The organism is Methylobacterium indicum (assembly GCF_017347565.1).
Lineage (GTDB): Bacteria > Pseudomonadota > Alphaproteobacteria > Rhizobiales > Beijerinckiaceae > Methylobacterium > Methylobacterium indicum.
Genome location: NZ_AP024145.1, coordinates 6,087,199 through 6,107,562 on the forward strand (window position 1 = coordinate 6,087,199; position 20,364 = coordinate 6,107,562).

The window sequence follows — 20,364 nt, forward strand, 5'->3', positions numbered from 1 at the left end:
TCGGAGGCACCCCCGATGGTCTCGATCAACTGCGACATGGGCGAGGGCTTCGGCATCTGGCGGCTGGGCGACGACGCGGCCCTGATGCCGCACATCCACGTCGCCAACGTCGCCTGCGGCTTCCACGCCTCCGACTTCAACCACATGCGGGCGACGGTGCGGCTGGCGCGCGCCCACGGCGTCGCGGTCGGGGCTCACCCCTCGCTGCCCGACCGGCAGGGCTTCGGCCGGCGCGAGATGACGATCGGCCGCGAGGAGCTGGCGAACTGCCTGATCTACCAGATCGGCGCGCTCAAGGGCTTCCTCGACGCGGAAGGGCTCGCCCTCAATCACATCAAGCCGCACGGATCGCTCTACGGCATGGCGGCGCGCGACCCCGAGATCGCCGCGGCGGTCTGCGACGCCGCCGACATCTACCGGGTGCCGATCCTCGGCCTGCGCGGGACCGAGCACGAGCGCGTCTACGGGGCCCGTGGCCACGCCCTGGTGGCGGAGTTCTACGCCGACCTCGACTACGCCGACGACGGCGGCCTGATCATCACCCGCGAGCACCCGCCGGTCGATCCCGAGGCCGGCACCGCCCGGGCCCTGCGGGCGATCCGCGAGGGCGTGGTGGCGGCGATCGGCGGGCGCGACGTGCCGGCCGGCCGCGACAGCATCTGCATCCATTCCGACACGCCGGGGGCGGCGGACCTCGCCCGTACCCTTCGCCGGGCCCTCGACCGGGATCCGCGCCGGGACGGGCGCGACGACGCGGCCTAAGCAGACTTGCGTTGGCAGGCCAACGCTTCGCCCGCTTAGGTTATTGTTTTGTCGCAGATTTTTGGCGCCGAACCGGTATCCACTTCGGCGCAATCTGCTTAGACCGCGCCGGCCCGGCGACACCGCCCGGAGCGGGCAGGACCGATCCCCCGGATCGCCCCCGGCAAGGCCCCGAGACGACACCGACACGACCACGAGGACGACCATGGCCCTCAAGACCATCCAGGCCCCGATTCCCGGCACCTTCTACCGCGCGGCCAATCCGGGCGACCCGCCGTTCAAGGCCGAGGGCGACGCGGTCGCCGTCGGCGACACGGTCGGGCTCATCGAGGTGATGAAGACCTTCACGCCGGTGATCGCCGAGGAGGCCGGCACCCTGCGGGCGTTCCACGTCGGGAACGAGGACGCCGTCATGGCCGGCCAGCCGCTCTACGACATCGAGGCCTGAGCCCCATGGCGCTCCGCCGGATCTTCGTCGCCAACCGGGGCGAGATCGCCCTGCGGATCGGGCGCGCCGCCCGCGAGCTCGGGATCGAGACCGTGCAGGCGGTAAGCGCGGCCGACCGGGAGATGCTGCCCGCCCGCCTCGCCGACGCGGTCGTCGAGGTCGGGCCGGCCCATGCCGGAAAATCCTACCTGAACAAGGAGGCGATGCTGCGGGCCGCGGTCGAGAGCGGCTGCGACGCGGTCCATCCCGGCTACGGCTTCCTCGCCGAGAACGCCGATTTCGCCGCCATGGTCGAGGCGGCCGGCCTGACCTTCATCGGGCCGGCGCCGGAGACGATCCGGCAGATGGGCGACAAGGCGACCGCCCGGGCGGTCGCCGCGGGGGCCGGGGTGCCGACCGTGCCGGGCAGCGAGGGCCGGGTCGAGGGGCTGGACGCGGCGAGGGCGGCCGCCGAGGCGATCGGCTTTCCGGTGATGATCAAGGCGGCGGCCGGCGGCGGCGGGCGCGGCATCCGGGTGGCGCAGGGGCCGGACGACCTCGACGTCCTGATCCCGCAGGCCGCGGCCGAGGCCAAGGCCGCCTTCGGCGATGGCGGGCTCTACCTGGAGCGCTTCGTCGCGCGCGCCCGCCACGTCGAGGTGCAGGTGCTCGGCGACGGGCGCGAGGCGATCCACCTCTACGAGCGCGAATGCTCGCTCCAGCGCCGCCGCCAGAAGGTGTGGGAGGAGGCGCCCGCCGCCTGCCTGCCGGCGGATGCCCGCGAGGCGCTCTGCACCTCGGCCGTGTGGCTCGCCAGGGCCGTCGGCTATCGCGGCGCCGGCACCCTCGAATACCTGTACGATTCCGAGTCCGGCGAGTTCTTCTTCATCGAGATGAACACCCGGATCCAGGTCGAGCACCCCGTCACCGAGATGATCACCGGCATCGATCTCGTGCGCGAGATGATCCGGATCGCCGGGGGCGAGCCCTTGCGACTCGGCCAGGCCGACATCCGCCCGCGCGGCCACGCGATCGAGGTGCGGATCAACGCCGAGGATCCGGCCGACGGCTTCCGGCCGGCGCCCGGCACGATCAAGGCCCTGAGCCTGCCGGGCGGTCCGGGCGTGCGGGTCGATACGATGCTCTATCCCGGCTACGCGGTGCCGCCGTTCTACGATTCGCTGCTCGCCAAGCTCGTCGTCCACGACGAGACCCGGGAGGCCGCGCTCGCCCGCCTCGGCCGGGCGCTCGGGGAATGCGCCGTCGAGGGTCTGCCGACCACCCTCGCGCTGCACCGGGCGCTCCTCGCCGACCCGGCCGTGCGGGCGGGCGACACCCATACCCGCTGGCTCGAAGCCTGGCTCGACGCCCATCCGCTCGACACCTGACAAAGGGGGCCCCGCGATCATGCGCTACACGTTCGGTGGCGACGAGCACGTCTTCGTCGAGGTCGACGAGGCGATGTCCCTCGACGCCTTCTTCCGCAGCCTCTCGATCACCAACGCGGTGCGCGACAGCCGCATCCGCGGCGTCACCGAGATCTGCCCGGCCAACGCCTCGTTCCAGATCCGGTTCGATCCCGACGTCATCGCCCCGGACGACCTGCTCAGGGAGCTGCGGAGCCTCGAGGGCGCCGGCGGCGGCGGGGCCGACCTGAAGACCCGGATCATCGAGATGCCGGTCTTCTACGACGACCCCTGGACCCGCGAGACCCTGATGCGCTTCCGCGAGCGCCACCAGGACCCGCAGGCCACCGACCTCGAATACGCCGCGCGGATCAACGGCTACCCGGACGTGCCGGCCCTCGTCGCGGCGCATGCCGGCTCGCCGTGGTTCGTCTCGATGGTCGGCTTCGTGGCGGGGCTGCCGTTCCTCACCCAGATGGTCGCGCGCGACAAGCAGATCCAGGTGCCGAAATACCTGCGCCCGCGCACCGACACGCCGAAGCTGACGGTCGGCCACGGCGGCTGCTTCGGGGCGATCTACTCGGTGCGGGGGGCAGGCGGCTACCAGATGTTCGGCATCACCCCGATGCCGATCTACGATCCGGCGCAGATCATCAGCTACCTGCGCGAGTTCATGATCCTGTTCCGGCCCGGCGACATCGTGAAATTCCGATCCATCGGGCGCGACGAATACGACGCGACGGTCGAGGATGTCGCGGCCGGGCGGTTCAGCCCGGTGATCCGACCGGCCGATTTCTCGCTCGCCGCGTTCCAGGCCGATCCGGCGGGCACCAACGCCGCGCTGCTGGAGGGGCTCCATGGCTGAGGCCGCATCCATGATCGAGATCGTCAAGCCCGGCCTGTCGACGACGGTGCAGGACCTCGGCCGGCCCGGCTACTACCATCTCGGCATCCCGCTCTCCGGAGCGATGGACCGGGAGGCCCTGATCGCCGCCAACCTCCTCGTCGGCAACGACGAGGGCGCGGCCGCCCTGGAGGCGGTCTTCCTCGGGCCGGAGATCCGGTTCGCCGCCGACGCCGTGGTGGCGGTGACGGGAGCCGAGATGCCGCCCAAGGTCGACGGGATCGAGCAGCCGGGATGGACCGCCTTTCCGGTCCGAGCCGGCCAGGTCCTGTCCTTCGGCTTCCTGAAGGCGGGCGCGCGGGCCTACATCGCGGTCGCGGGCGGCCTCGACGTGCCGGTGGTGCTGGGCTCGCGGTCGACCTACGCGCTCGGCGCCCTCGGCGGCCACGAGGGACGGCCGCTCAAGGCCGGCGACTGTCTCCCCCTCGGACCCGCGCGCCCGGTGCCGGAGGGGCGCTCCCTGCCGGCGGACCTGCGGCGCATCCCCGAGCCGGTGCTGCGGATGCTGCCCGGCCTCTACGACCACCGGGTCACGCCGGAGGCCGCCGAGCGGTTCCTCGCCGAGACCTGGAAGGTCGCCCCGGAAGCCGACCGGATCGGCTACCGCTTCCGCGGCGGGCAGCCCCTCGCCTTCGTGCCGCGCGAGCCGCCCTTCGGCGCCGGCTCCGACCCCTCGAACATCGTCGACAGCGGCTATCCTTACGGCTCGATCCAGGTGCCGGGCGGCACCGAGCCGATCGTCCTGCACCGCGACGCGGTGTCGGGCGGAGGCTACTTCATGATCGGCACGGTGATCTCCGCCGACATGGACCTGATCGGACAGCTCCAGCCGCACCAGCCCGTCCAGTTCGCCCGCACCGACATGGCGGGCGCGCTCGCGGCGCGGCGCGAGCGCACCGACCGCCTCGCGCGGATCCGCGCCGCGCTCGCGTAACCGGCGTCCGGCCTCAAGCCGCTGCTCCGGTCCAGGCCGCGTGGACCGCGCCGGAGGCCGTGTCCGGCTTCGCCTCGCCGATGAAGATCACGACCGGGCCGTGCGCGTCGCGGCGGGGGTCGTAGAAGTCGAGGAGGTGCGGGTCGCGGTGCTGGAGGAAGTCCGGCCGCAGGCCCCGGCGGCGCATCAGGTGGTCGATGACGACCTGGTCGCCGTGGACCGCGTTCGGCACCGGGCCGCAGGCGCCGGCCGTCATCCAGCGTTCCGGCTCGGCCGCGAAGGTCTCGTACAGGAAGGCGAGCTCGTCGCCCTGCCAGCGCAGCAGCGCGCTCGAGACGCGCCCCTTGTGGAAATAGTCCTCCATGGCGGCGAGGCCGGGCTCTGCGAGCGCATCGGCCGGCCCGGTGAAGACGGTGTCGAGGTCGCAGAGCAGCGTCGGGCCATCGACCGCGAGGCCGGGCCGGAACGCCTCCATCTTCGCCCACCAGGCCGGCCAGTCGTGGCGAAGGCCCACCGCCTCGACGCCCGCCGCCGCGAGGGAGGCGAGGGCGAGCGGCGTATCGGTGAGGCAGAGGATCCGGGTGAAGCCCGGCGCGTGGCGGCGCACGCCGCGGGCGAGGCGCTCGACCCAGGCCGCGTCGTAGCGGCCGCCGCTCTTGAGGACGGTGATCAGGGTCGCCATTCAGGATCTCACGCGTCGGTCGGGGGAGGGTGCAGGCGCAGCCGTCCGGCGGCGGCGGCGCGGCTGCACCAGGCCCGCTCGGCGGCCCAAGGGTGGCCGGGCCAGCCGGCAAAGCCGAAGCCGTACGCCTCGACCGGGTCCGCCGCGGCGGGGCGCCCGGCGAGGAGGGCGAGCACGGTCAGGAAGCCGGTGCTCGGGTTCGGCCGTTCGCCCGCGAGCGGCCCGAGATCGGCCCTCGCCGCCTCGTGCAGCTCCTCGGGCAGGATGTGGACCGGCCTGCCGAGGGCGCGCAGCATCGCCAGCGCCTCGCGGGTGAAGCAGATCGGCTCGGGGCGGTTATGGGCCTCGGGCAGCATCGGGAAGGGCAGGACGAAGCACCCGGCCTGCCGCACGACCGGGCGGTCGCGAAAGCCCGGATCGTCCAGCCACTCGCGCATCTGCCCGCCGCGGTTGACGAGGACGAGATGCGTGACCCGCGTGCCGGCTCGGCCCCCGAAGCCCGCCGCGTTGTTGAAGCGCACGACGCTTCCCCCCGCATCGATGGCCGCCGCCGCATCGACGCCCGGCGCGTTGCCCACCACCACGACCGGGCCGTGGAGGGATGGACCCGGCCACGCGGCGCGGAGGGGATCGGGGGCGAGCATGGAGGACGAGGCTTCTCGACAAGGATGGTCGCGCGAGGCGGCGAAGTTCGGGGTCTTGCGGCAACGCTTTTGCGGATAGGACGGGGAAGTATGGCGCCCGGCCCCGGGCGACCAGCCCCGACATGCCGGAGCCCCCCGCGATGACAGCCGAGACCGGGCCTGCCCGCCGCTGCTTCCTCTGTGCCGCCGCCATGCCGGCGCCGAGCGCGCGGCGCCTCGCCTATCCGGGCGGGCGCGGGCGCACCTTTCCGATTGCCTGCGAGTCCTGCGGCGTTCTGACGGAGCGTGGTGCAGATCCGGCCCGCTGCTGGGACGACCTCGCCCGGCGCCTCGGCCAAGACCTCTTCGTACCTGATCCGGACGCCGCTTACGGCCTCGACGTCTACACCCTGCGCAGCGCCGCGACCCGGCTCGGCCGCGGCCTGCACCCCCTCGGGCCGGAGGACCGCGCCGCCCTCTTGCGGCCCCACGCGGTCCGCGCCGCGCAGGCCGTCCTGTACGACCTCGCGGGGGGACGCCCGGTCTCCCTCGGGTTGATCGGCCGGGCGGCCGAGTGCGACGCGGTGTTGGCCGCGCTCGCGCTTCATGCCGCCTGGACCGACGACGTGGTGGTGCTGCTCGACGGCGAACGGTCTCCGCCCCGCCCGGTCTCGGTCCCGGGATTCTCCGACGGGGCCGTGCGGGTCGCGGCCCGGCCGCTCTCGGGCGATTTCGCGGCCCAGCGCAACGCCCTTCAGGACCTGGCGCGACACCCCTGGATGCTGCAGCTCGACACCGACGAAACGATCGACCCCGCACTCGGCCGGGCCCTGCCCGCGCTCGCGGCGCTCGCCGAGGACGGCGACGTCGTCTCGGTCGGGCTGCCCCGGCGCAACCGGGTCGACGGTATGCTCTCGGACGTCTACCCGGACGTGCAGTACCGGCTGAACCGGGCCGGGACCCGCTATGCCGGCCGCGTCCACGAGCGGCCGGTCCTCGACGGCGGCTGGCCCCGCAGCCTCCTCGCCCTCACCGGCGCGATCGACCACGCCCTGAGCCTCGCCCATGTGCGGGCCCGCTCGCGGACCTACGAGACCCTCGATCCGGGGCGGGGGCGGCCCGAGGAGGAGGCGGCGCTGCTGCGGCCCTACCGGGCCTGAGGCCAGCTCCGCGCCGCCGCGATCGCCCGCCGGTACAGGTCGAGCGTCTCGCGCCCCAGGCTCGCCCGGTCGAACCGTCCGGCCGCCGCCAGCGCCCGGGCGCGGTAGGCGCGGCGCAAGGCCGGATCGCGCAGGAGCGGGCGCAGGGCGTCGGCAAGCGCCGGGCCGGTCGCCTCCGCGGCGAGAGGCCCCGCCCCGGGATCGCCCACGAAGGCGCGGGCGCTGGCATCCTCCGCGCAGGCCACCACCGGGCGGCCATACGCCATGGCCTCCTGGTAGACGAGCCCGAAGCTCTCGTAGCGCGAGGGCGCGAGGACGATGTGGGCGTGCCGATAGGCCTCCGCGAGCGCCGCCGCGTCGATCCGGCCGCGGGGCTGGAGCCGGGCGCGGGCCGGGGCGGGCAGGTCGGCGGGCAGGTCCCCCTGCGGCACCCCGACGAGGTCGAGCCGGAACGGCGGCAGGGCGCCCCGCTCCTGCTCGTCGGAAAGGATCGCCAGCGCGGCCATGAGCGCGTCGAAGCCCTTGCGGGCCTCCGCCCGGCCGACGAAGAGCAGCTGCACCGGATCCTCCGTCTCCGGATAGGGAGCCGCGCGCGCACCGGCCACGATCTCCGGCGGCAGGCTCAGCCCGATCACCGCGGCCGGCTGCCCGCCCGAAAGCCGGTAGGCCGCGTCGATCACCGCCGCGTGCGCGGCGGTGTTGGCGATGAGGCCGGCGCTGCCCCGCGCCTGGCGCCGTTCGAGGGCGTCGGCGCTCGCCCCGTCGAGGCGGTCGCGCAGGGTGGGCGCCGAGCCGCGGGTGAAGGCGGCCGGCGTCGAGGAGCGTGTCACCAGCGGCAGATCCCGGCGCCCGGCGAGCAGGACGGCCGGGGCGTACCAGTTCGTCGCCTCGACGACGTCGAAGGGGCTGTCACGATGGGCCGCCAGCACCGCGCGGCGGAAGGCGAGGGGTGCCGCGAGATGGCCGAGCGAGCCCCAGAGCCGAAGCCGCGCGAGGGGGCCTCCCGGCGGCAGGGCGAGGCCGACGATCCGGACGCCCCCGGCCCACGCGGTCCCGGCGCGGTCGAGGGTGAAGACCGTCACGTCGGCACCGGATCCGGCCAGGCTCTCGGCGATCTCCCGGGCGGCGGTGGAGAGGCCGCTCGGGGCCGGCGGATAGTCCCAGGCGAGGAGGGCGGTGCGCATCAGCGGCCGAGCAGGCGCCGGTAGAGGGCGAGGTAGTCCCGCGCCATGCGCTCGGCGGTGAACCGCTCCTCGAAGCGGCGGCGCACCCCCGCCCGGTCGATGGTGCCGATCCGGGCCAAAGCCGCCACGGCCTCGGCCTCGGAGGAGACGACGAAGCCCGTCACCCCGTCCTCGACGATCTCCGGCACCGAGCCGCGGTTCCAGGCGATCACCGGGGTGCCGCAGGCCATCGCCTCGATCATCACGAGGCCGAACGGCTCGGGCCAGTCGATCGGAAAGAGGAGCGCGACGGCCTCGCGCAGGAGCGCGCCCTTAGCCGCGTCGTCCACCGGCCCGAGATAGACCGCGTCCTCGCCGAGCAGCGGCCGCACCGCCCGGTCGAAATAGCCCGGATTGCCGACGTCGATCGTGCCGCCGAGCCGGATCGGCAGGCCGGCGGCGCGGGCGACGCGGATCGCGGTGTCGGGCCGCTTCTGGTCGGTCAGCCGGCCGACGAAGGCGAGGTGGCGGCCCGGCGCCGGGGAGGCCGCGTAGCGATCCCGGTCGATGCCGTGATGGATCACCCCGGCGCGGTTCGAGGCCGGGATGCCGGCGCCCTGCGCGGCCGAGATCGCCGCCACCGGCAGATCCGGGAACCCCTCGAAGAACAACGCCCGGTCGAGCTCGTCGACCCGCCAGTGGATCGTCGTCAGGCTGTGGGACCGGCGCTCGCCGAGCAGCGCGGCATGCGCGAACTCGCCGTGGCAATGGACGATGTCGAAGGCGTCGAGATGCCGGCGCAGGGCGTCGAGCTGCAGCGCGTCGAGGGCGGCCGGGACGCCCGGCGCGACGGGGCCGTGCCGGCGTTCCAGGGCCGCGAGGCTCGGGTAATTACCGATACGGGGTAAGTGTGTCGCACTGTCCGAGGGGGCGAACAGCGTTACCTCCACCCCCAAGCTTCGCAGCGCCGTGCTGAGGTCGTGGATGACCCGCTCCGTGCCGCCGTGATGGTCCGGGGGGATGGGAAAGATGTTCGGGGCGACTTGCGCGACGCGGATCAAAGAAGACACCTCACTCGAACCGTCCTGTGCTTGCGGCTTGTCCGCTGTGGCAGCGGCCTGATGTTCGTTCTGCACGTCGCCCTGCAGGGCTGCCTGCGCGGCCGGGATGTCGTCTATGGGCTCACCGCCGATACCGGCGGCCATATCCGCTACCTGCTCGATCTCGTCGCCGCCTCGGCCCAGGATCCCGGGATCGACCGGATCGTGGTGGCGACCCGGCTGTTCGACGGCCCGCCCGGCCCCGATTACGCCGTGCCCGAAGAGCGGCTCGGCGACAAGGTCGCGCTGGTGCGGCTGGCGAGCACGTCCCCGGGTTACCGCACCAAGGAGGAGATGCACGCGGAGGTCGCGAGCTTTGCCGAGAGCCTGATCGCCTGGATCGGCCTGCAGGCGCGGGCCCCGGACCTGATTCACGCCCATTACGCCGATGCCGCCGCGGTGGCGGCGATCGTCGAGGAGCGCCTCGGCCTCCCGTTCGTGTTCACCGCCCATTCGCTCGGGCGGGTCAAGGCCGCGACGCTGGGGGAGGGGGCCGCGACCCGTCCCGACCTCGCCCGCCGGATCGCCACCGAGGAACAGGCGCTCGCCCGCGCGAGCCTCGTCGTCGCGTCCTCCCGCGACGAGGCGGAGGTGCAGTATGCGGGCTACGCCGCCTACGATCCCGGCCGGATCAGGGTGCTGCCGCCGGGCAGCGATCTCGCCCGCTTCGCCGACAGCCGCCCCGACCCGCGGGTCGACGCCACGATCGCGCGCTTCCTGCACGAGCCCGACAAGCCGGTGCTGCTGGCGCTCGCCCGCCCGGTGGCGCGCAAGAACCTCGCGGCCCTGGTGCGGGCCTACGGCGAGAGCGCGGATTTGCAGGCGCGGGCGAACCTCGTCCTCGTCGCCGGCACCCGCGACGACATCGACGCGCTCGACGGCGACATGGCCGCGACGATGCGCGACCTCCTGGTGCTGATCGACCGCTACGACCTCTACGGCCGGGTCGCCTATCCCAAGACCCACCGGCCCGAGGACGTGCCGGCGCTCTACGCCCATGCCCGCGTGCGCGGCGGCCTGTTCGTCAACCCGGCGCTGAACGAGCCGTTCGGCCTGACGCTGCTCGAGGCCTCCGCCGCCGGCCTGCCCCTCGTCGCGACCGACAGCGGCGGGCCCAACGACATCGTCGAGACCTGCGGCAACGGGATCCTGGTCGATCCGCGCCAGCCCGACGCCATCGCGGCGGCCTGCGTGACGATCCTCGACGATCCGAGCTTCTACGCGACTTGCGTCGCCGGCGGGGCGCGGGCGGCGGCAGCCTACGACTGGGACCGGCACGCCGCGCGCTACCACGCCCTGCTGCGGGCGCTGCACGCCCCCGTGCCGCCGATGCGGGCGCCGCGCCAGCTCCTGATCAGCGACATCGACAACACGCTCGTCGGCTGCCAGGCGGGCTTGAGCACCTTCCGCCGCTGGCGCAGCCGGCAGGAAGCCCTCGCCTTCGGGGTCGCGACCGGGCGCTCGTTCCACAGCGCGATGGCGATCCTGGAGCAGCAGGACAGCCCGCGACCGCAGGTGATGATCACCTCGGTCGGCTCCGAGATCTACCACCTCGACGAGAACGGCGTGACCTACACGGCCGATGCCGCCTGGCGCGAAACGGTCTCCGCCGGCTGGGAGCGGGAGGCCTTGCGCGCGGCGCTCGCCGGCCTCGACGGCCTCGTGCCCCAGGGGCCCCTGGAGCAGCGGGCGTTCAAGCTCAGCTATTTCGGCGACGCCGCGGCGGCGGCCCGCGTCCGGGCCCGGCTCGCCCGGGCGGGGTTGCGGGGCAGCGTGATCCACAGCCACGGCCGCTACCTCGACGTCCTGCCGGAACGGGCCTCGAAGGGCACCGCCGTCGACCACGTCCGCGCCCTCTACCGCCTGCCCGAGCGGGCGGTGTTCGTGGCCGGCGATTCGGGCAACGACATCGAGATGCTGCGCGCCCGCACCCAGTCGATCATCGTGGCGAACTATTCCGACGACCTCGCCGGCCACGCGGCGCTCCAGCATTCCTACGTCGCCCGGGCCTCGCATGCCCGCGGCATCATCGAGGGCGTGGGGCATTTCCGCCGGGCGCTCCAAAGCCAGGCGCTCGCGTCCCATGCCGGCTGAGACCGCCGCGGCCGTCAGCGTGCTGACCCTGGTGCGCGGCCGGGCCGACCGGCTGCGCCACCTGATGCGCGGCCTCGCCCGCCAGACCGCATCGCCGCGCGAACTCGTCATCGCCTGGATGCAGCCCGAGGCCGAGCCGGACCTGCCCGATCCCGGCTGCCCGGTCCGCCACCTGCACGTCCCGGGCGAGCCGATGCCGCTCGCCGCCGCCCGCAACCGGGCGGCGGAGGCGGCTTGCGGCGACCTCCTGGTGTTTCTCGACGTCGATTGCATCCCGGGACGGTCCCTCGTCGCCGCCTATGCGGGGGCCGCGGCGCGCACCGACGGGCTGTTTCTGGGCGAGGTCCTGTACCTGCCGCCCGGTGGCCTGCCTGCCGACAGCGACGACGCGACCCTCGACCGGATCGGCCGCGCCCACCCGGCGCGCCCGCCGGTGCCGGAGGCGGGACTCCACCCCGAGCCGGATTCCGGCCAGCTCTGGGGCCTGTCCTTCGCCCTGCCCGCCCGGGCCTGGCACGCGGTCGGCGGCATGGACGAATCTTACGCGGGCTATGGCGGCGAGGAGACCGACCTCGCGGCACGCCTTGCGGGCAGCGGCCTGCCGACCTTCTGGGTCGGGGGCGCGCGGGCCTACCACCAGCACCATCCGGTCCACGTCCCGCCGCTGCAGCACTTCGCGCCGATCCTCGCCAACGCGGCGCGCTTCCGGGCCCGGCACGGGCGCTGGTGCATGACCTACTGGCTCGGCCAGTTCCGCGACGCCGGGCTGATCGCCTGGGACGAGGAGGCGGAGAGCATCCGCCTGCTGCGCGCCCCGACCGCGCCCGAGATCGCCGCCGCCTCGCGGCCCGACGCCCTGTTCTCCTGACGACCGAGAGACCATGAAGAAGCCGATCGCGTTCTTCGTCCACCACCAGGGACGGGGCCATGCCAACCGCACGATGGCGGTGGCGGCCGAGTTCGCCCGCGACCGCCCGGTCTCGGTGCTGACCGCCGGCCCCCACCTGTTCGACGGGTTCTCCCGCGACATCGAGATCGTGGCCCTGCCGAACATGATCGGCGCCGCGGTGCCGACGCCGCGCCTCTACGCCGAGCCGACGCCGCAGGTGATGCATTGCGTGCCGCTCGGCCTGCCCGAGATGCGCCGGACGATGCGCCAGATCCTCGACCATCTCGACGAGCGCGGGATCGGCCTGTTCGTCGTCGACGTCTCGGCGGAGATCGCGCTGCTCGCCCGTATCGCCAGCGTGCCGGCGGTGCAGATCCGCATGCATGGCGACCGCCAGGATATCGGCCATGTCGGGTCCTACGAGGCCTGCGTCGGGATGCTGGCGCCGTTCGATCCCCGGATGGAGCAGGACGACTATCCGGCGCACTTACGCGCCAAGACCTTCTACAGCGGCGGGCTCTGCACCAGCGTCGACCGGGTGCCGGACCGGGCCGAGGCGCGGGCCAGGCTCGGGCTCGATCCCGACCGCGAGATCGTCGTGGCGGTGACCGGCGGCGGGGGCAGCGGTACGCCCTACGCCCCCCTCACGGTGGCGGCGCGCGCCGCGCCCGACGCCCTGTGGCTCACCCTCGGGCCGACCCACCGCGAGGGCCACGAGACCGATTTTTCGAATTTGCGCGAACTCGGCTGGGTGCCCTCGGTCACCGACTACCTGGCGGCGGCCGACATCGTGGTGGCCTCGGCCGGCGACAACACGGTGCACGAGGTCGCCCGCGTCGGCGGCCGCCTGATCGTGATGCCGGAATGGCGCTATTTCGGCGAGCAGACCCGCAAGGCCGAAGCCCTGGTGCGCCTCGGCGCCGCCGTCCAGGCGCCTTTCTGGCCCGGCGACCTCCAGGGCTGGCGCGACCTCCTCGCCCGCGCCCGCGCCCTCGACGGGGCGGCGTTGCGCAGCCTCTACGCGCCGGACGCCGCCGCCCGCGCCGCGGGCTGGCTCGAAAGGCTGACCGACGAGCTTTGGCAAGGCGCCGCCGAGCCCATGCAAGGCGCCGCCGAGCCCATGCAAGGCGCCGCCGAGCCCTCGCAAGCCGCCACCGCCCCACTGCGCGTCGTCGCGGCCGGCTGAGCCTGCCCGCTTCCCTCTTGCCGGAGCCGAGAGCCCGCATGTCCACCGTTTCCGTCGTGACCCTGGCCAAGGGCCGGCCGGCGCATCTCGCCAATGTTCTGCGCGGCCTGGAGCGCCAGACCCAAGCACCTGTCGAGTTCATCGTCGCGGTGATGCAGGACGACCTCTACGACCTGCCCGCGTCGTCGGTCCCCGTGCGCCAGATCCGGGTTTCCGGTACCGAGCTGCCGCTCGCCGCCGCGCGCAACCGCGGCGTCGCGGCGGCCACCGGGGAGGCCGTGGTCTTCCTCGACGTCGACTGCATCCCCGCACCCGACCTCGTCGCCGATTACGCCAAGGGCCTCGGCACCCTCGACGGCCTGCTGATGGGCGAGGTGCTGCACCTGCCCGAGGCCGCCACGCTGGGCCACTGGACCTACGAGGACCTGGCCCGGGTCGCCGAGAAGCATTCCGACCGCCGGGGCCCCCCGGCCACGGGGCTCGAGATCTGCCACGATTACCGTTGCTTCTGGTCGCTCAACTTCGCGATCCGCCGCGCCACCTTCCTGGCCACCGGCGGCTTCGACGAGCGCTATACCGGCTATGGCGGCGAGGACACCGATTTCGGCAAGGCGCTCGACCGGCGCGGCCTGCCGATCGCCTGGATGAAGGGCGGGCTCGCCTATCACCAGTACCACCCCCACCACATGCCGCCGGTCCATCACCTCGACAGCGTGGTGCGCAACGCGGAACTGTTCGAGGCCAAGTGGGGCTACCGCACCATGGGGCACTGGCTCCACGCCTTCCGGGTGATGGGGCTGATCGACGACACGCCCGACCGGCCGATCCGCATCCTGCGCCGCCCCGACGCCGACGACCTCGCCCTCACCGGCCAGCAGGGCCACCAGCCCTACACCAACTCCGCCTCGGTCATCCGCGCCATCGAGGCCCGCGAGGCGCCGGTGCAGGACGCGGTGCCTGCGTGAGGATCGCGCTCCTCGCCCATCTGCGCCATCCGATCGCGCCGCCCTTCGCGGGCGGGCTCGAAGCCTATTGCTGGCACCTCGCCGAGGGGCTGACCGCGCGGGGCCACGACGTGGTGCTGTTCGCCTCCGGCGACAGCGACCCGCGCTTTTCCCTCGATCCGGTGAGCCCGGTCCACCACGAGAAGCGCTTTCCGGGCCTCGAGCACCGGGGCGATGCCGGGTTGCGCGCCCATGTCGATGCCGCCTACGCGGCCGCCCTCGACCGGATCGCGGCCGGCGGTTTCGACGTGGTGCACAACAACTCGCTCAGCCGGCTGCCGCTGGAGCGGCGGCGCACGAGCACCGTTCCCACCCTCACCTCCCTGCACGCGCCGCCCTACGACGCGCTCCGGTGGTTCGTGCACGACAGCCCATGCCCGACCCACCGCCTCACCGCGACCTCCTCCGCCCACCTCGCCGCCTGGTGGCCGGACGGTCCGCCGCCCGAGGCGTCCGTTCTCCCCAACGGCATCGATCCCGCCGCCTGGCCCTACGGCGCGAACGGCGACGGCAGCGCCGCCTGGAGCGGGCGCCTGACGCCCGTGAAGGGCGCGCACCACGCGATCGCGGCGGCGAGGAGCGCCGGGCTGCCCCTGACCCTGTTCGGCCCGATCGAGGAACCGGATTACTGGGAGGCGGGCATCCGCCCGCTCCTCGGCGGGGCGATCCGTTACGGCGGCCACCTGGCCGGAGCGGCGCTGGCCGCCGAGACGGCCCGCGCATCCGTCTTCCTGTTCACCCCGTGCTGGGACGAGCCGTTCGGGCTGGCGGCGATCGAGGCGATGGCCTGCGGCCTGCCCGTCGCCGGCTTTGCCCGCGGCGCGGCCCGGGAGGTCGTGGGCGAGGCCGGCTGCCTGGTCCCATCCGAGGATGCCGCGGCGCTGGCCGGGGCGATCCCGGCGGCACTCGCCATCCCGCGACGAATCCCGCGCGAGCGGGTGCTGCGCCTGTTCACCCGCGACCTCTGGCTCGACCGCTGCGAGGCGCTCTACGCCGCGCTCCATGCCGGCGCCGCACCTCGTGCCGGCGCCACGCTTCCCCCGTCTCCCGAATCCCGAGCCGCACCATGACCCGCCAGACGATCATCGACGCGCTGTGGCACGGCCGCGATCCCTTCGCGAACCCGCCCGAGGCCCTGCGCCCCCTCGACCTCCAGGGCTGGCGCAGCATCCATCCCTATCTCGAGGAGGCGGTGCGCGAGTGGCGTCCCGGCACCGTCGTCGAGATCGGCGCCTGGAAGGGGGCGAGCGTACTCTACCTCGCCCAGGTCATGGCCGAGCACGCCGTGTCCGGCACGGTGATCGCCGTCGATACCTGGCTCGGCGCCGTCGACCACTGGGCCGATCCGGCGCTGTTCGCGGAACTGAGCCCGGAACACGGCTATCCGAGCCTCTACCGCACCTTCCTGGCCAACGTCCTGCGCTCGGGGCTGGCCGAGCGGGTGGTGCCGCTTCCCCTCGATTCGGTGAACGCCGCCGAGCTGATGCGCCTGCGCGGGCTGTCCGCCGACGTGATCCATCTCGATGCCGGCCACGAGGAATCCTCGGTGGCGGCCGACCTCCGGGCCTGGTGGCCGGTCCTGCGCCCCGGCGGCCTGTTCATCGCCGACGATTACGACAGCCAGGGGGGCAAGTTTCCCGGCGTCGCCCGGGCGGTCGACGCCTTCTGCGCCGAGCACGGGCTCGCGGGCCCCTGGTCGCTGCGGGGGAAGGCCAAGTTCGTGAAGCCCGCCTGAGACCGCAGCGCCTTCGAACGGATCCGCTCGAAGGCGCCGAGCCGAGCCCGACCGTGCGTCGTCGCCGAGGCGCGAGGGTCTGATACCGCTTCCGGAAGATTCCTTCCGGAAGCGGTATCACCAGCCCGCGCGGTGGAGCCGCAGGCTCCACACGCTTGAGCGAGGCCGAAATCCGCATCGCGAAGCGATCGACCGGATTTCGTATGACGGGTCCTCACACCTGCCGCAGCCAGAGCGGCCAGTCGGGATGGTGGAACAGCGTGCGCGCCCGCTGGTGCTTCCAGGAGCCGTACTTGTAATAGTCGAAATCGAGGGTCGAGACCGCCTCCTGGATCATCGCCCAGGTCGCCCATTTGAGGTCGCCGAGCGCCTTGAGCACGGCGATGCGGGCGGCGATCCTGCGGTCCCAGCGGCCGAAATAGGCCTCGATCATCTCGTCCTCGACGGCCTGCGGAAACGCCATCTCGTCGAACCACAGGGCGAGCTCGTAGGTGCGCTCGTTGTTCGAGGCGTACTCGAAATCGACCAGCAGCACCCGGTCGTCGTCGTCGATCAGGAAATTGCCGGCGAGCGTGTCGTTCATGCAGGGCACGAGGTCGAGGCCCGAGGCGGTCAGCGCCGCCTTGGCCTCGGCGAAGGCGCGCATCAGGTGGCCCTGGTCGGGCGGCAGGCGGCCGCCGACCTGGGCCACCTGCGCGACATGCTCCTCGATCATGTCGAAGATCGTCTTGGTGAGGCCGAGGGGAGCGGAATCGTTGAAGGCCCGCAGGGCCCGCACGGCGTTGCCGCGCACCGCCGGGCGCAGGAAGTCGAGGTTCGAGGAGGCGCGAAACCCTTCCGCGAAGGCGAAGATCTCGACACCCTCGTCCGGCAGGTAGTCGATCACCGGCACGCCGAAGCCGCAGGACTGGGCCCGGCGGCTGGCGTCGTTGGCGGCGTCGCGGGCGATGAACATCTCGGTGCCGCGACCCGGCACCTTGAGGAAGCAATCGGCCTCCCCGGGGATGCCGATGCGCCAGTTGGTGTTGCTGATCCCCCCGGGCACCGGGCGGTAGCGCAGGGCCTTGCCGCGCCAGGCCGGGACCCGGGCGAGGATGGCTTCCAGCGCCCGCTCGCTCTCGCTGCCCGCCTGTCCGAAGGATGTCCAGATCTGGGTCATGCCGGATCTCCCGCGCTGCCTCACAGCCGCCGCAGCCACGCCTCGCATTCCCGCGCGCCGAGGGTGGTGCGGGCGTGGAGGAGCCGCCAGGTGCCGTACTTGTAGAATTCGATGCCGGTGCGGGCCGAGGTCACGGCGCGCACGACGCCCCACAGCCCCCACATCACGTCGTCGACGGCGCCGTAGAGCCGGCAGCGGCCGTAGAGGTGCTCCGGGCAGCTGCCGGCATAATGTTCGATGGTGGCCCGGCGCTGGTCCTCGAACAGGCAGGCCTCGTTGAGGAGGGCGCCGACGTCGAACCAGGGATCGTTGTCGCCGGCGAGGTCGAAGTCGACGAGGCGCAGATCCGCCGCCCCGCACTCCTGCGCCTCCCGGATCATCACGTTCGAGGCGATGCCGTCGTTGTGGCAGAAGGCGAGGTCGAACCCCGCCGCATGCACCGCCTCGCGGACGAGGTCGGTGGTCGCGAGGAGGCGCTCGGTCCCGTCGGGCAGGGGTGCCCCGGCGGCCCGGGCCTCGGCGGCCAGCGCCGCGATGCGGGCGAAGGGACAGAACCGGGCGCCGAGGGGACCGCTCGCGTGCAGACGCTTCTTGGCGTCGAGGACCCGCCCGACGAGGCCGGGGTCCTGCAGATCCCCGACCCGCGCCTCGCGCCAGGGCGCCGGCAGGTCGGCGAGGGCGAGCGCCGCCTCGTCCTCGAACACGACGTCGGGCCCGATCCCGAGATCCGCCGCCCGCCGCGCGGCGGTGCCGGCCTGCGGCAGGATGTCGGCCGCCATGTCCGGGTGACGGAGCTTCAGGAAGAGGGCGGGACCGGTCTCGAAGCTCACCCGCAGGCAATCGGAGGCGGTGGCGCGGTGCGTCGGCGAGGCGAGGGGGGCGACCGCCACCGTCCGGGCCGGGCGCCGGGCCCGCCAGTCCGGCCGCCCGGCGAGCAGAGCCGCGACGCGCGGGTCGAGGGCGGTGGGGGCGGGGCCGTCGGCATTCATCGCGTCGCTCCGCGGGAAGGGTCGGCCGCGTCATGCAAGGCCCGCACCGGAGAGCCCCCGGCCCGGCACAGGCGCGTCGCCGCCCGCAGGGCGACGCGCAGGCCGGCCTCCAGGTCGGCGTCGGCGGTGAACTCGGCCTCGTCATGGGCGATGCCGTCGCGGCTCGGCACGAAGATCAGGCCGGTCGGGCACAGGCCGAGCAGGCTCAGCGCGTCGTGGCCCGCCACCGTGTCCATCCGCAGGGCATGCAGGCTCTCGGCCTCGGCACAGGCCTCGGCGAGGTCGCAGACCTCGGCGGGCAGCGGCCGGACCGGGCGCCGGGAACGGCTGCGCAGCGCCACCCCGACGCGGGCCTCGCCGGCCGCCGCCGCGATGGCGCGCTCGGCCCAGGCGGTCGCCTCGGACAGGACGCCGTCGTCGTCCGCGCGGACCTCGACGGAGAGGACCGTCTCCGCCGGTACCACGTTGGCGGAGTTCGGCGCGACCAGGATGCGGCCGACCGAGGTATGGACCCGGTCCGGCCAGGCCTCCGCCACGGTCCGCAACGCGGTGATGAGCAGGGCCGCCGCGTAGAGCGCGTCCCGGCGCCGGCCCATCCGGGTCGGCCCGGTATGGGCCTGCTCGCCGGTGAACACGACCTCGATCTTGGCCGCCCCCCAGTTGCGGGTGACGAGACCGATCCGGGCCCCGGCCTCCTCCAGGATCGTGCCCTGCTCGACATGGAGTTCGAGGTAGCAGGCGGGGAGCGGGGGCGCGGCGTCGGATCCGAGCGCCCGGATCGCCGCCAGGGCCTCGCCGAGCGCGACGCCCGCGTCGTCGCGGCAGCCGAGCGCGGTCTCCGCGTCGTGGTGGCCGGCATAGACTCCGCTGCCAAGGAGGCTCGGCCGGAACCGGGCTCCCTCCTCGTTGGTCCAGTTCACCGCGCAGAGATCGGCGTCGAAGGCGGCGCCCGCCCGGCGGGCCCGCATCAGCGCCGCCCCGATGGCCGCCGCCGCCGCGACCCCGTAGGTTCCGTCGAAGCGCCCCGCCCGGGGCTGGCTGTCGAGATGCGAGCCCAGCATCACCACCGGGGCATCCGCGACCCCGGCGAGCCTGAAGAGCCCGAACTGGTTGCCGACCGCGTCGGTGCGGAGCGTCGCCCCGGCCTCGCGCAGGAAATCGGCCAGGATGGCCCGGGCGGCCCCGTCCTCGGGCGTGCCGCACAGCCGGGTCACGCCGCCGCCGGGCGTCGCTCCGCAGGCCGAGAGGCGGGAGAAGAGGTCGTGGAACGCCGCAGCGGCGTTTTCGTGGTCGAAGGACGCCGCCGCGGCGGCGTCAGGCGCTGACGATCGCGATGTCATGCTGGGCGAAACGATCCTGGAAGGGTTGCGGCGGCGGACGGTCGGTGACGACGCGCAGGCGCTCCTCGAGCCCGAAGGTGCAGAGATTGGCCTGCCGCCCGAACTTGCGGGAATCGGCGAGGAGCACGGCCTCGCGGGCCTGGCCCCGCAGCACCTTGCGCAGGGCGGATTCGTGCTCCTCGTAGTCCATCCAGCCGTGGACGAGGTCGCAGGCACCGATCCCCATGAAGGCGATGTCGAAGAAGAACCGGCGCGCATACGCGACGGTCTCGTAGCCGACGAGGGCGTTGTCGCGCGCCCGCAGGGTGCCGGGGGTCAGGTTGATCCGGGCCGGGCCGGAGCCGAGCAGCAGCGCGATGTCGATCGAGTTGGTGGTGACGGTGAGGCTGCGGCTGGTGAGCCGGCGCGCGAGCGCCAGCGTCGTGGTGCCGGTGTCGAGGAAGACCGACATGCCGTCGCGGACCAGCCCCTCGGCGAGCGCCGCGACCCGCGCCTTCTCGCGGGCATTGGTCTTGCCGCGCTCCTGGAGCGGCCGCTCCTCGTCGAGGCGCAGGGGCACCGCGCCACCGTGGATGCGCCGCAGGATGCCGCGCTCCTCCAGCACCTTGAGGTCGCGCCGGATCGTCTCCTCGGAGACGTGCAGGTGCGCGGCGACCTCCGCGACGCCGACCCGTCCGGTGCCGTTCAGGCGCGACAGGATCTCCTGGTAGCGGTGATCGGTCAGCATCGGCGTCCGTTCCTCCCCGTCGGTGGCGCGGACCATAGGGGAGGCCCGGAGCCTCTGTCGCCGTCGGACGCCGCATCATG

Annotated in this window: 20 protein-coding genes; 12 read left to right on the forward strand and 8 right to left on the reverse strand. The window is 73.6% G+C overall.

From position 1 onward, the window contains the following. Positions 1-15 precede the first annotated feature (15 nt). From pxpA to miv_RS28285, 5 genes are all read left to right on the forward strand, one after another. Positions 16-762 carry a 5-oxoprolinase subunit PxpA gene (gene pxpA / locus miv_RS28265; protein WP_207180253.1) on the forward strand — a complete coding sequence of 249 codons (747 nt, stop codon included), beginning with the start codon at positions 16-18 and terminating at the stop codon, positions 760-762. Between the two features lie 205 nt (positions 763-967). Next, positions 968-1,210 (forward strand): acetyl-CoA carboxylase, encoded by a 243-nt coding sequence (locus miv_RS28270; RefSeq protein WP_091754850.1) that lies wholly within the window; start codon positions 968-970, stop codon positions 1,208-1,210. Between the two features lie 5 nt (positions 1,211-1,215). After that, complete coding sequence (locus miv_RS28275) at positions 1,216-2,577, forward strand: acetyl-CoA carboxylase biotin carboxylase subunit (protein ID WP_207180255.1); 1,362 nt, start codon at positions 1,216-1,218, stop codon at positions 2,575-2,577. A 19-nt stretch (positions 2,578-2,596) separates the two neighbouring features. Further along, positions 2,597-3,460 carry a 5-oxoprolinase subunit B family protein gene (locus miv_RS28280; protein ID WP_207180257.1) on the forward strand — a complete coding sequence of 288 codons (864 nt, stop codon included), beginning with the start codon at positions 2,597-2,599 and terminating at the stop codon, positions 3,458-3,460. Beyond that, on the forward strand, positions 3,453-4,433 hold the full coding sequence (locus miv_RS28285; protein ID WP_207180259.1) for a 5-oxoprolinase subunit C family protein: 981 nt from the start codon (positions 3,453-3,455) through the stop codon (positions 4,431-4,433). The genes miv_RS28280 and miv_RS28285 overlap by 8 nt, the downstream gene beginning before the upstream one ends. A gap of 13 nt (positions 4,434-4,446) precedes the next feature. On the opposite strand, the gene miv_RS28290 is transcribed toward miv_RS28285, so the two are convergent. Beyond that, entirely contained in the window at positions 4,447-5,115 is a 669-nt protein-coding gene (locus miv_RS28290; RefSeq protein WP_207180261.1) for a hypothetical protein, read from the reverse strand. An 8-nt stretch (positions 5,116-5,123) separates the two neighbouring features. Continuing rightward, positions 5,124-5,759 carry a glycosyltransferase family 29 protein gene (locus tag miv_RS28295; RefSeq protein ID WP_207180264.1) on the reverse strand — a complete coding sequence of 212 codons (636 nt, stop codon included), beginning with the start codon at positions 5,757-5,759 and terminating at the stop codon, positions 5,124-5,126. Between the two features lie 140 nt (positions 5,760-5,899). On the opposite strand from miv_RS28295, the gene miv_RS28300 reads away from it, so the two are divergent. Further along, a complete protein-coding gene (locus miv_RS28300; RefSeq protein WP_207180267.1) occupies positions 5,900-6,898 on the forward strand; it encodes a glycosyltransferase family protein in 999 nt (332 codons plus the stop codon). Here miv_RS28300 and miv_RS28305 read toward each other — a convergent pair. Continuing rightward, positions 6,886-8,082 carry a glycosyltransferase family 4 protein gene (locus tag miv_RS28305; RefSeq protein WP_207180269.1) on the reverse strand — a complete coding sequence of 399 codons (1,197 nt, stop codon included), beginning with the start codon at positions 8,080-8,082 and terminating at the stop codon, positions 6,886-6,888. The two genes, miv_RS28300 and miv_RS28305, sit on opposite strands and share 13 nt — an antisense overlap. Beyond that, positions 8,082-9,122 carry a glycosyltransferase gene (locus tag miv_RS28310; protein ID WP_207183665.1) on the reverse strand — a complete coding sequence of 347 codons (1,041 nt, stop codon included), beginning with the start codon at positions 9,120-9,122 and terminating at the stop codon, positions 8,082-8,084. Before miv_RS28310 ends, miv_RS28305 begins: the two co-directional genes overlap by 1 nt. A 60-nt stretch (positions 9,123-9,182) precedes the next feature. On the opposite strand from miv_RS28310, the gene miv_RS28315 reads away from it, so the two are divergent. Genes miv_RS28315 through miv_RS28340 form a run of 6 tightly spaced genes read left to right on the forward strand, consistent with a single transcriptional unit; the run spans position 9,183 to position 16,069 of the window. Beyond that, positions 9,183-11,255 (forward strand): HAD-IIB family hydrolase, encoded by a 2,073-nt coding sequence (locus miv_RS28315; RefSeq protein ID WP_207180271.1) that lies wholly within the window; start codon positions 9,183-9,185, stop codon positions 11,253-11,255. Beyond that, entirely contained in the window at positions 11,245-12,123 is an 879-nt protein-coding gene (locus tag miv_RS28320) for a glycosyltransferase family 2 protein (RefSeq protein ID WP_207180272.1), read from the forward strand. The genes miv_RS28315 and miv_RS28320 overlap by 11 nt, the downstream gene beginning before the upstream one ends. Before the next feature lie 13 nt (positions 12,124-12,136). Further along, positions 12,137-13,330, forward strand: coding sequence for a glycosyltransferase (locus miv_RS28325; RefSeq protein ID WP_244748758.1), 1,194 nt, complete (start codon positions 12,137-12,139; stop codon positions 13,328-13,330). Positions 13,331-13,368: 38 nt separating this feature from the next. Then, positions 13,369-14,295 carry a glycosyltransferase family 2 protein gene (locus miv_RS28330; RefSeq protein WP_207180273.1) on the forward strand — a complete coding sequence of 309 codons (927 nt, stop codon included), beginning with the start codon at positions 13,369-13,371 and terminating at the stop codon, positions 14,293-14,295. After that, positions 14,292-15,404 (forward strand): glycosyltransferase, encoded by a 1,113-nt coding sequence (locus miv_RS28335; protein WP_207180274.1) that lies wholly within the window; start codon positions 14,292-14,294, stop codon positions 15,402-15,404. Before miv_RS28330 ends, miv_RS28335 begins: the two co-directional genes overlap by 4 nt. Next, positions 15,401-16,069 carry a class I SAM-dependent methyltransferase gene (locus miv_RS28340; RefSeq protein ID WP_207180275.1) on the forward strand — a complete coding sequence of 223 codons (669 nt, stop codon included), beginning with the start codon at positions 15,401-15,403 and terminating at the stop codon, positions 16,067-16,069. The genes miv_RS28335 and miv_RS28340 overlap by 4 nt, the downstream gene beginning before the upstream one ends. A 214-nt stretch (positions 16,070-16,283) precedes the next feature. Here the strand turns inward: miv_RS28340 and miv_RS28345 are convergent, their stop codons facing one another. Genes miv_RS28345 through miv_RS28360 form a run of 4 tightly spaced genes read right to left on the reverse strand, consistent with a single transcriptional unit; the run spans position 16,284 to position 20,284 of the window. Further along, positions 16,284-17,228, reverse strand: a complete 945-nt coding sequence (locus miv_RS28345) for a choline kinase family protein (protein ID WP_048429028.1) — start codon at positions 17,226-17,228, stop codon at positions 16,284-16,286. A 20-nt stretch (positions 17,229-17,248) separates the two neighbouring features. Next, complete coding sequence (locus tag miv_RS28350) at positions 17,249-18,217, reverse strand: phosphotransferase family protein (protein ID WP_207180276.1); 969 nt, start codon at positions 18,215-18,217, stop codon at positions 17,249-17,251. Beyond that, complete coding sequence (locus tag miv_RS28355) at positions 18,214-19,557, reverse strand: allantoate amidohydrolase (RefSeq protein ID WP_207180277.1); 1,344 nt, start codon at positions 19,555-19,557, stop codon at positions 18,214-18,216. Before miv_RS28355 ends, miv_RS28350 begins: the two co-directional genes overlap by 4 nt. Next, complete coding sequence (locus miv_RS28360) at positions 19,532-20,284, reverse strand: DeoR/GlpR family DNA-binding transcription regulator (protein ID WP_207180279.1); 753 nt, start codon at positions 20,282-20,284, stop codon at positions 19,532-19,534. Before miv_RS28360 ends, miv_RS28355 begins: the two co-directional genes overlap by 26 nt. Positions 20,285-20,364: the final 80 nt, after the last annotated feature.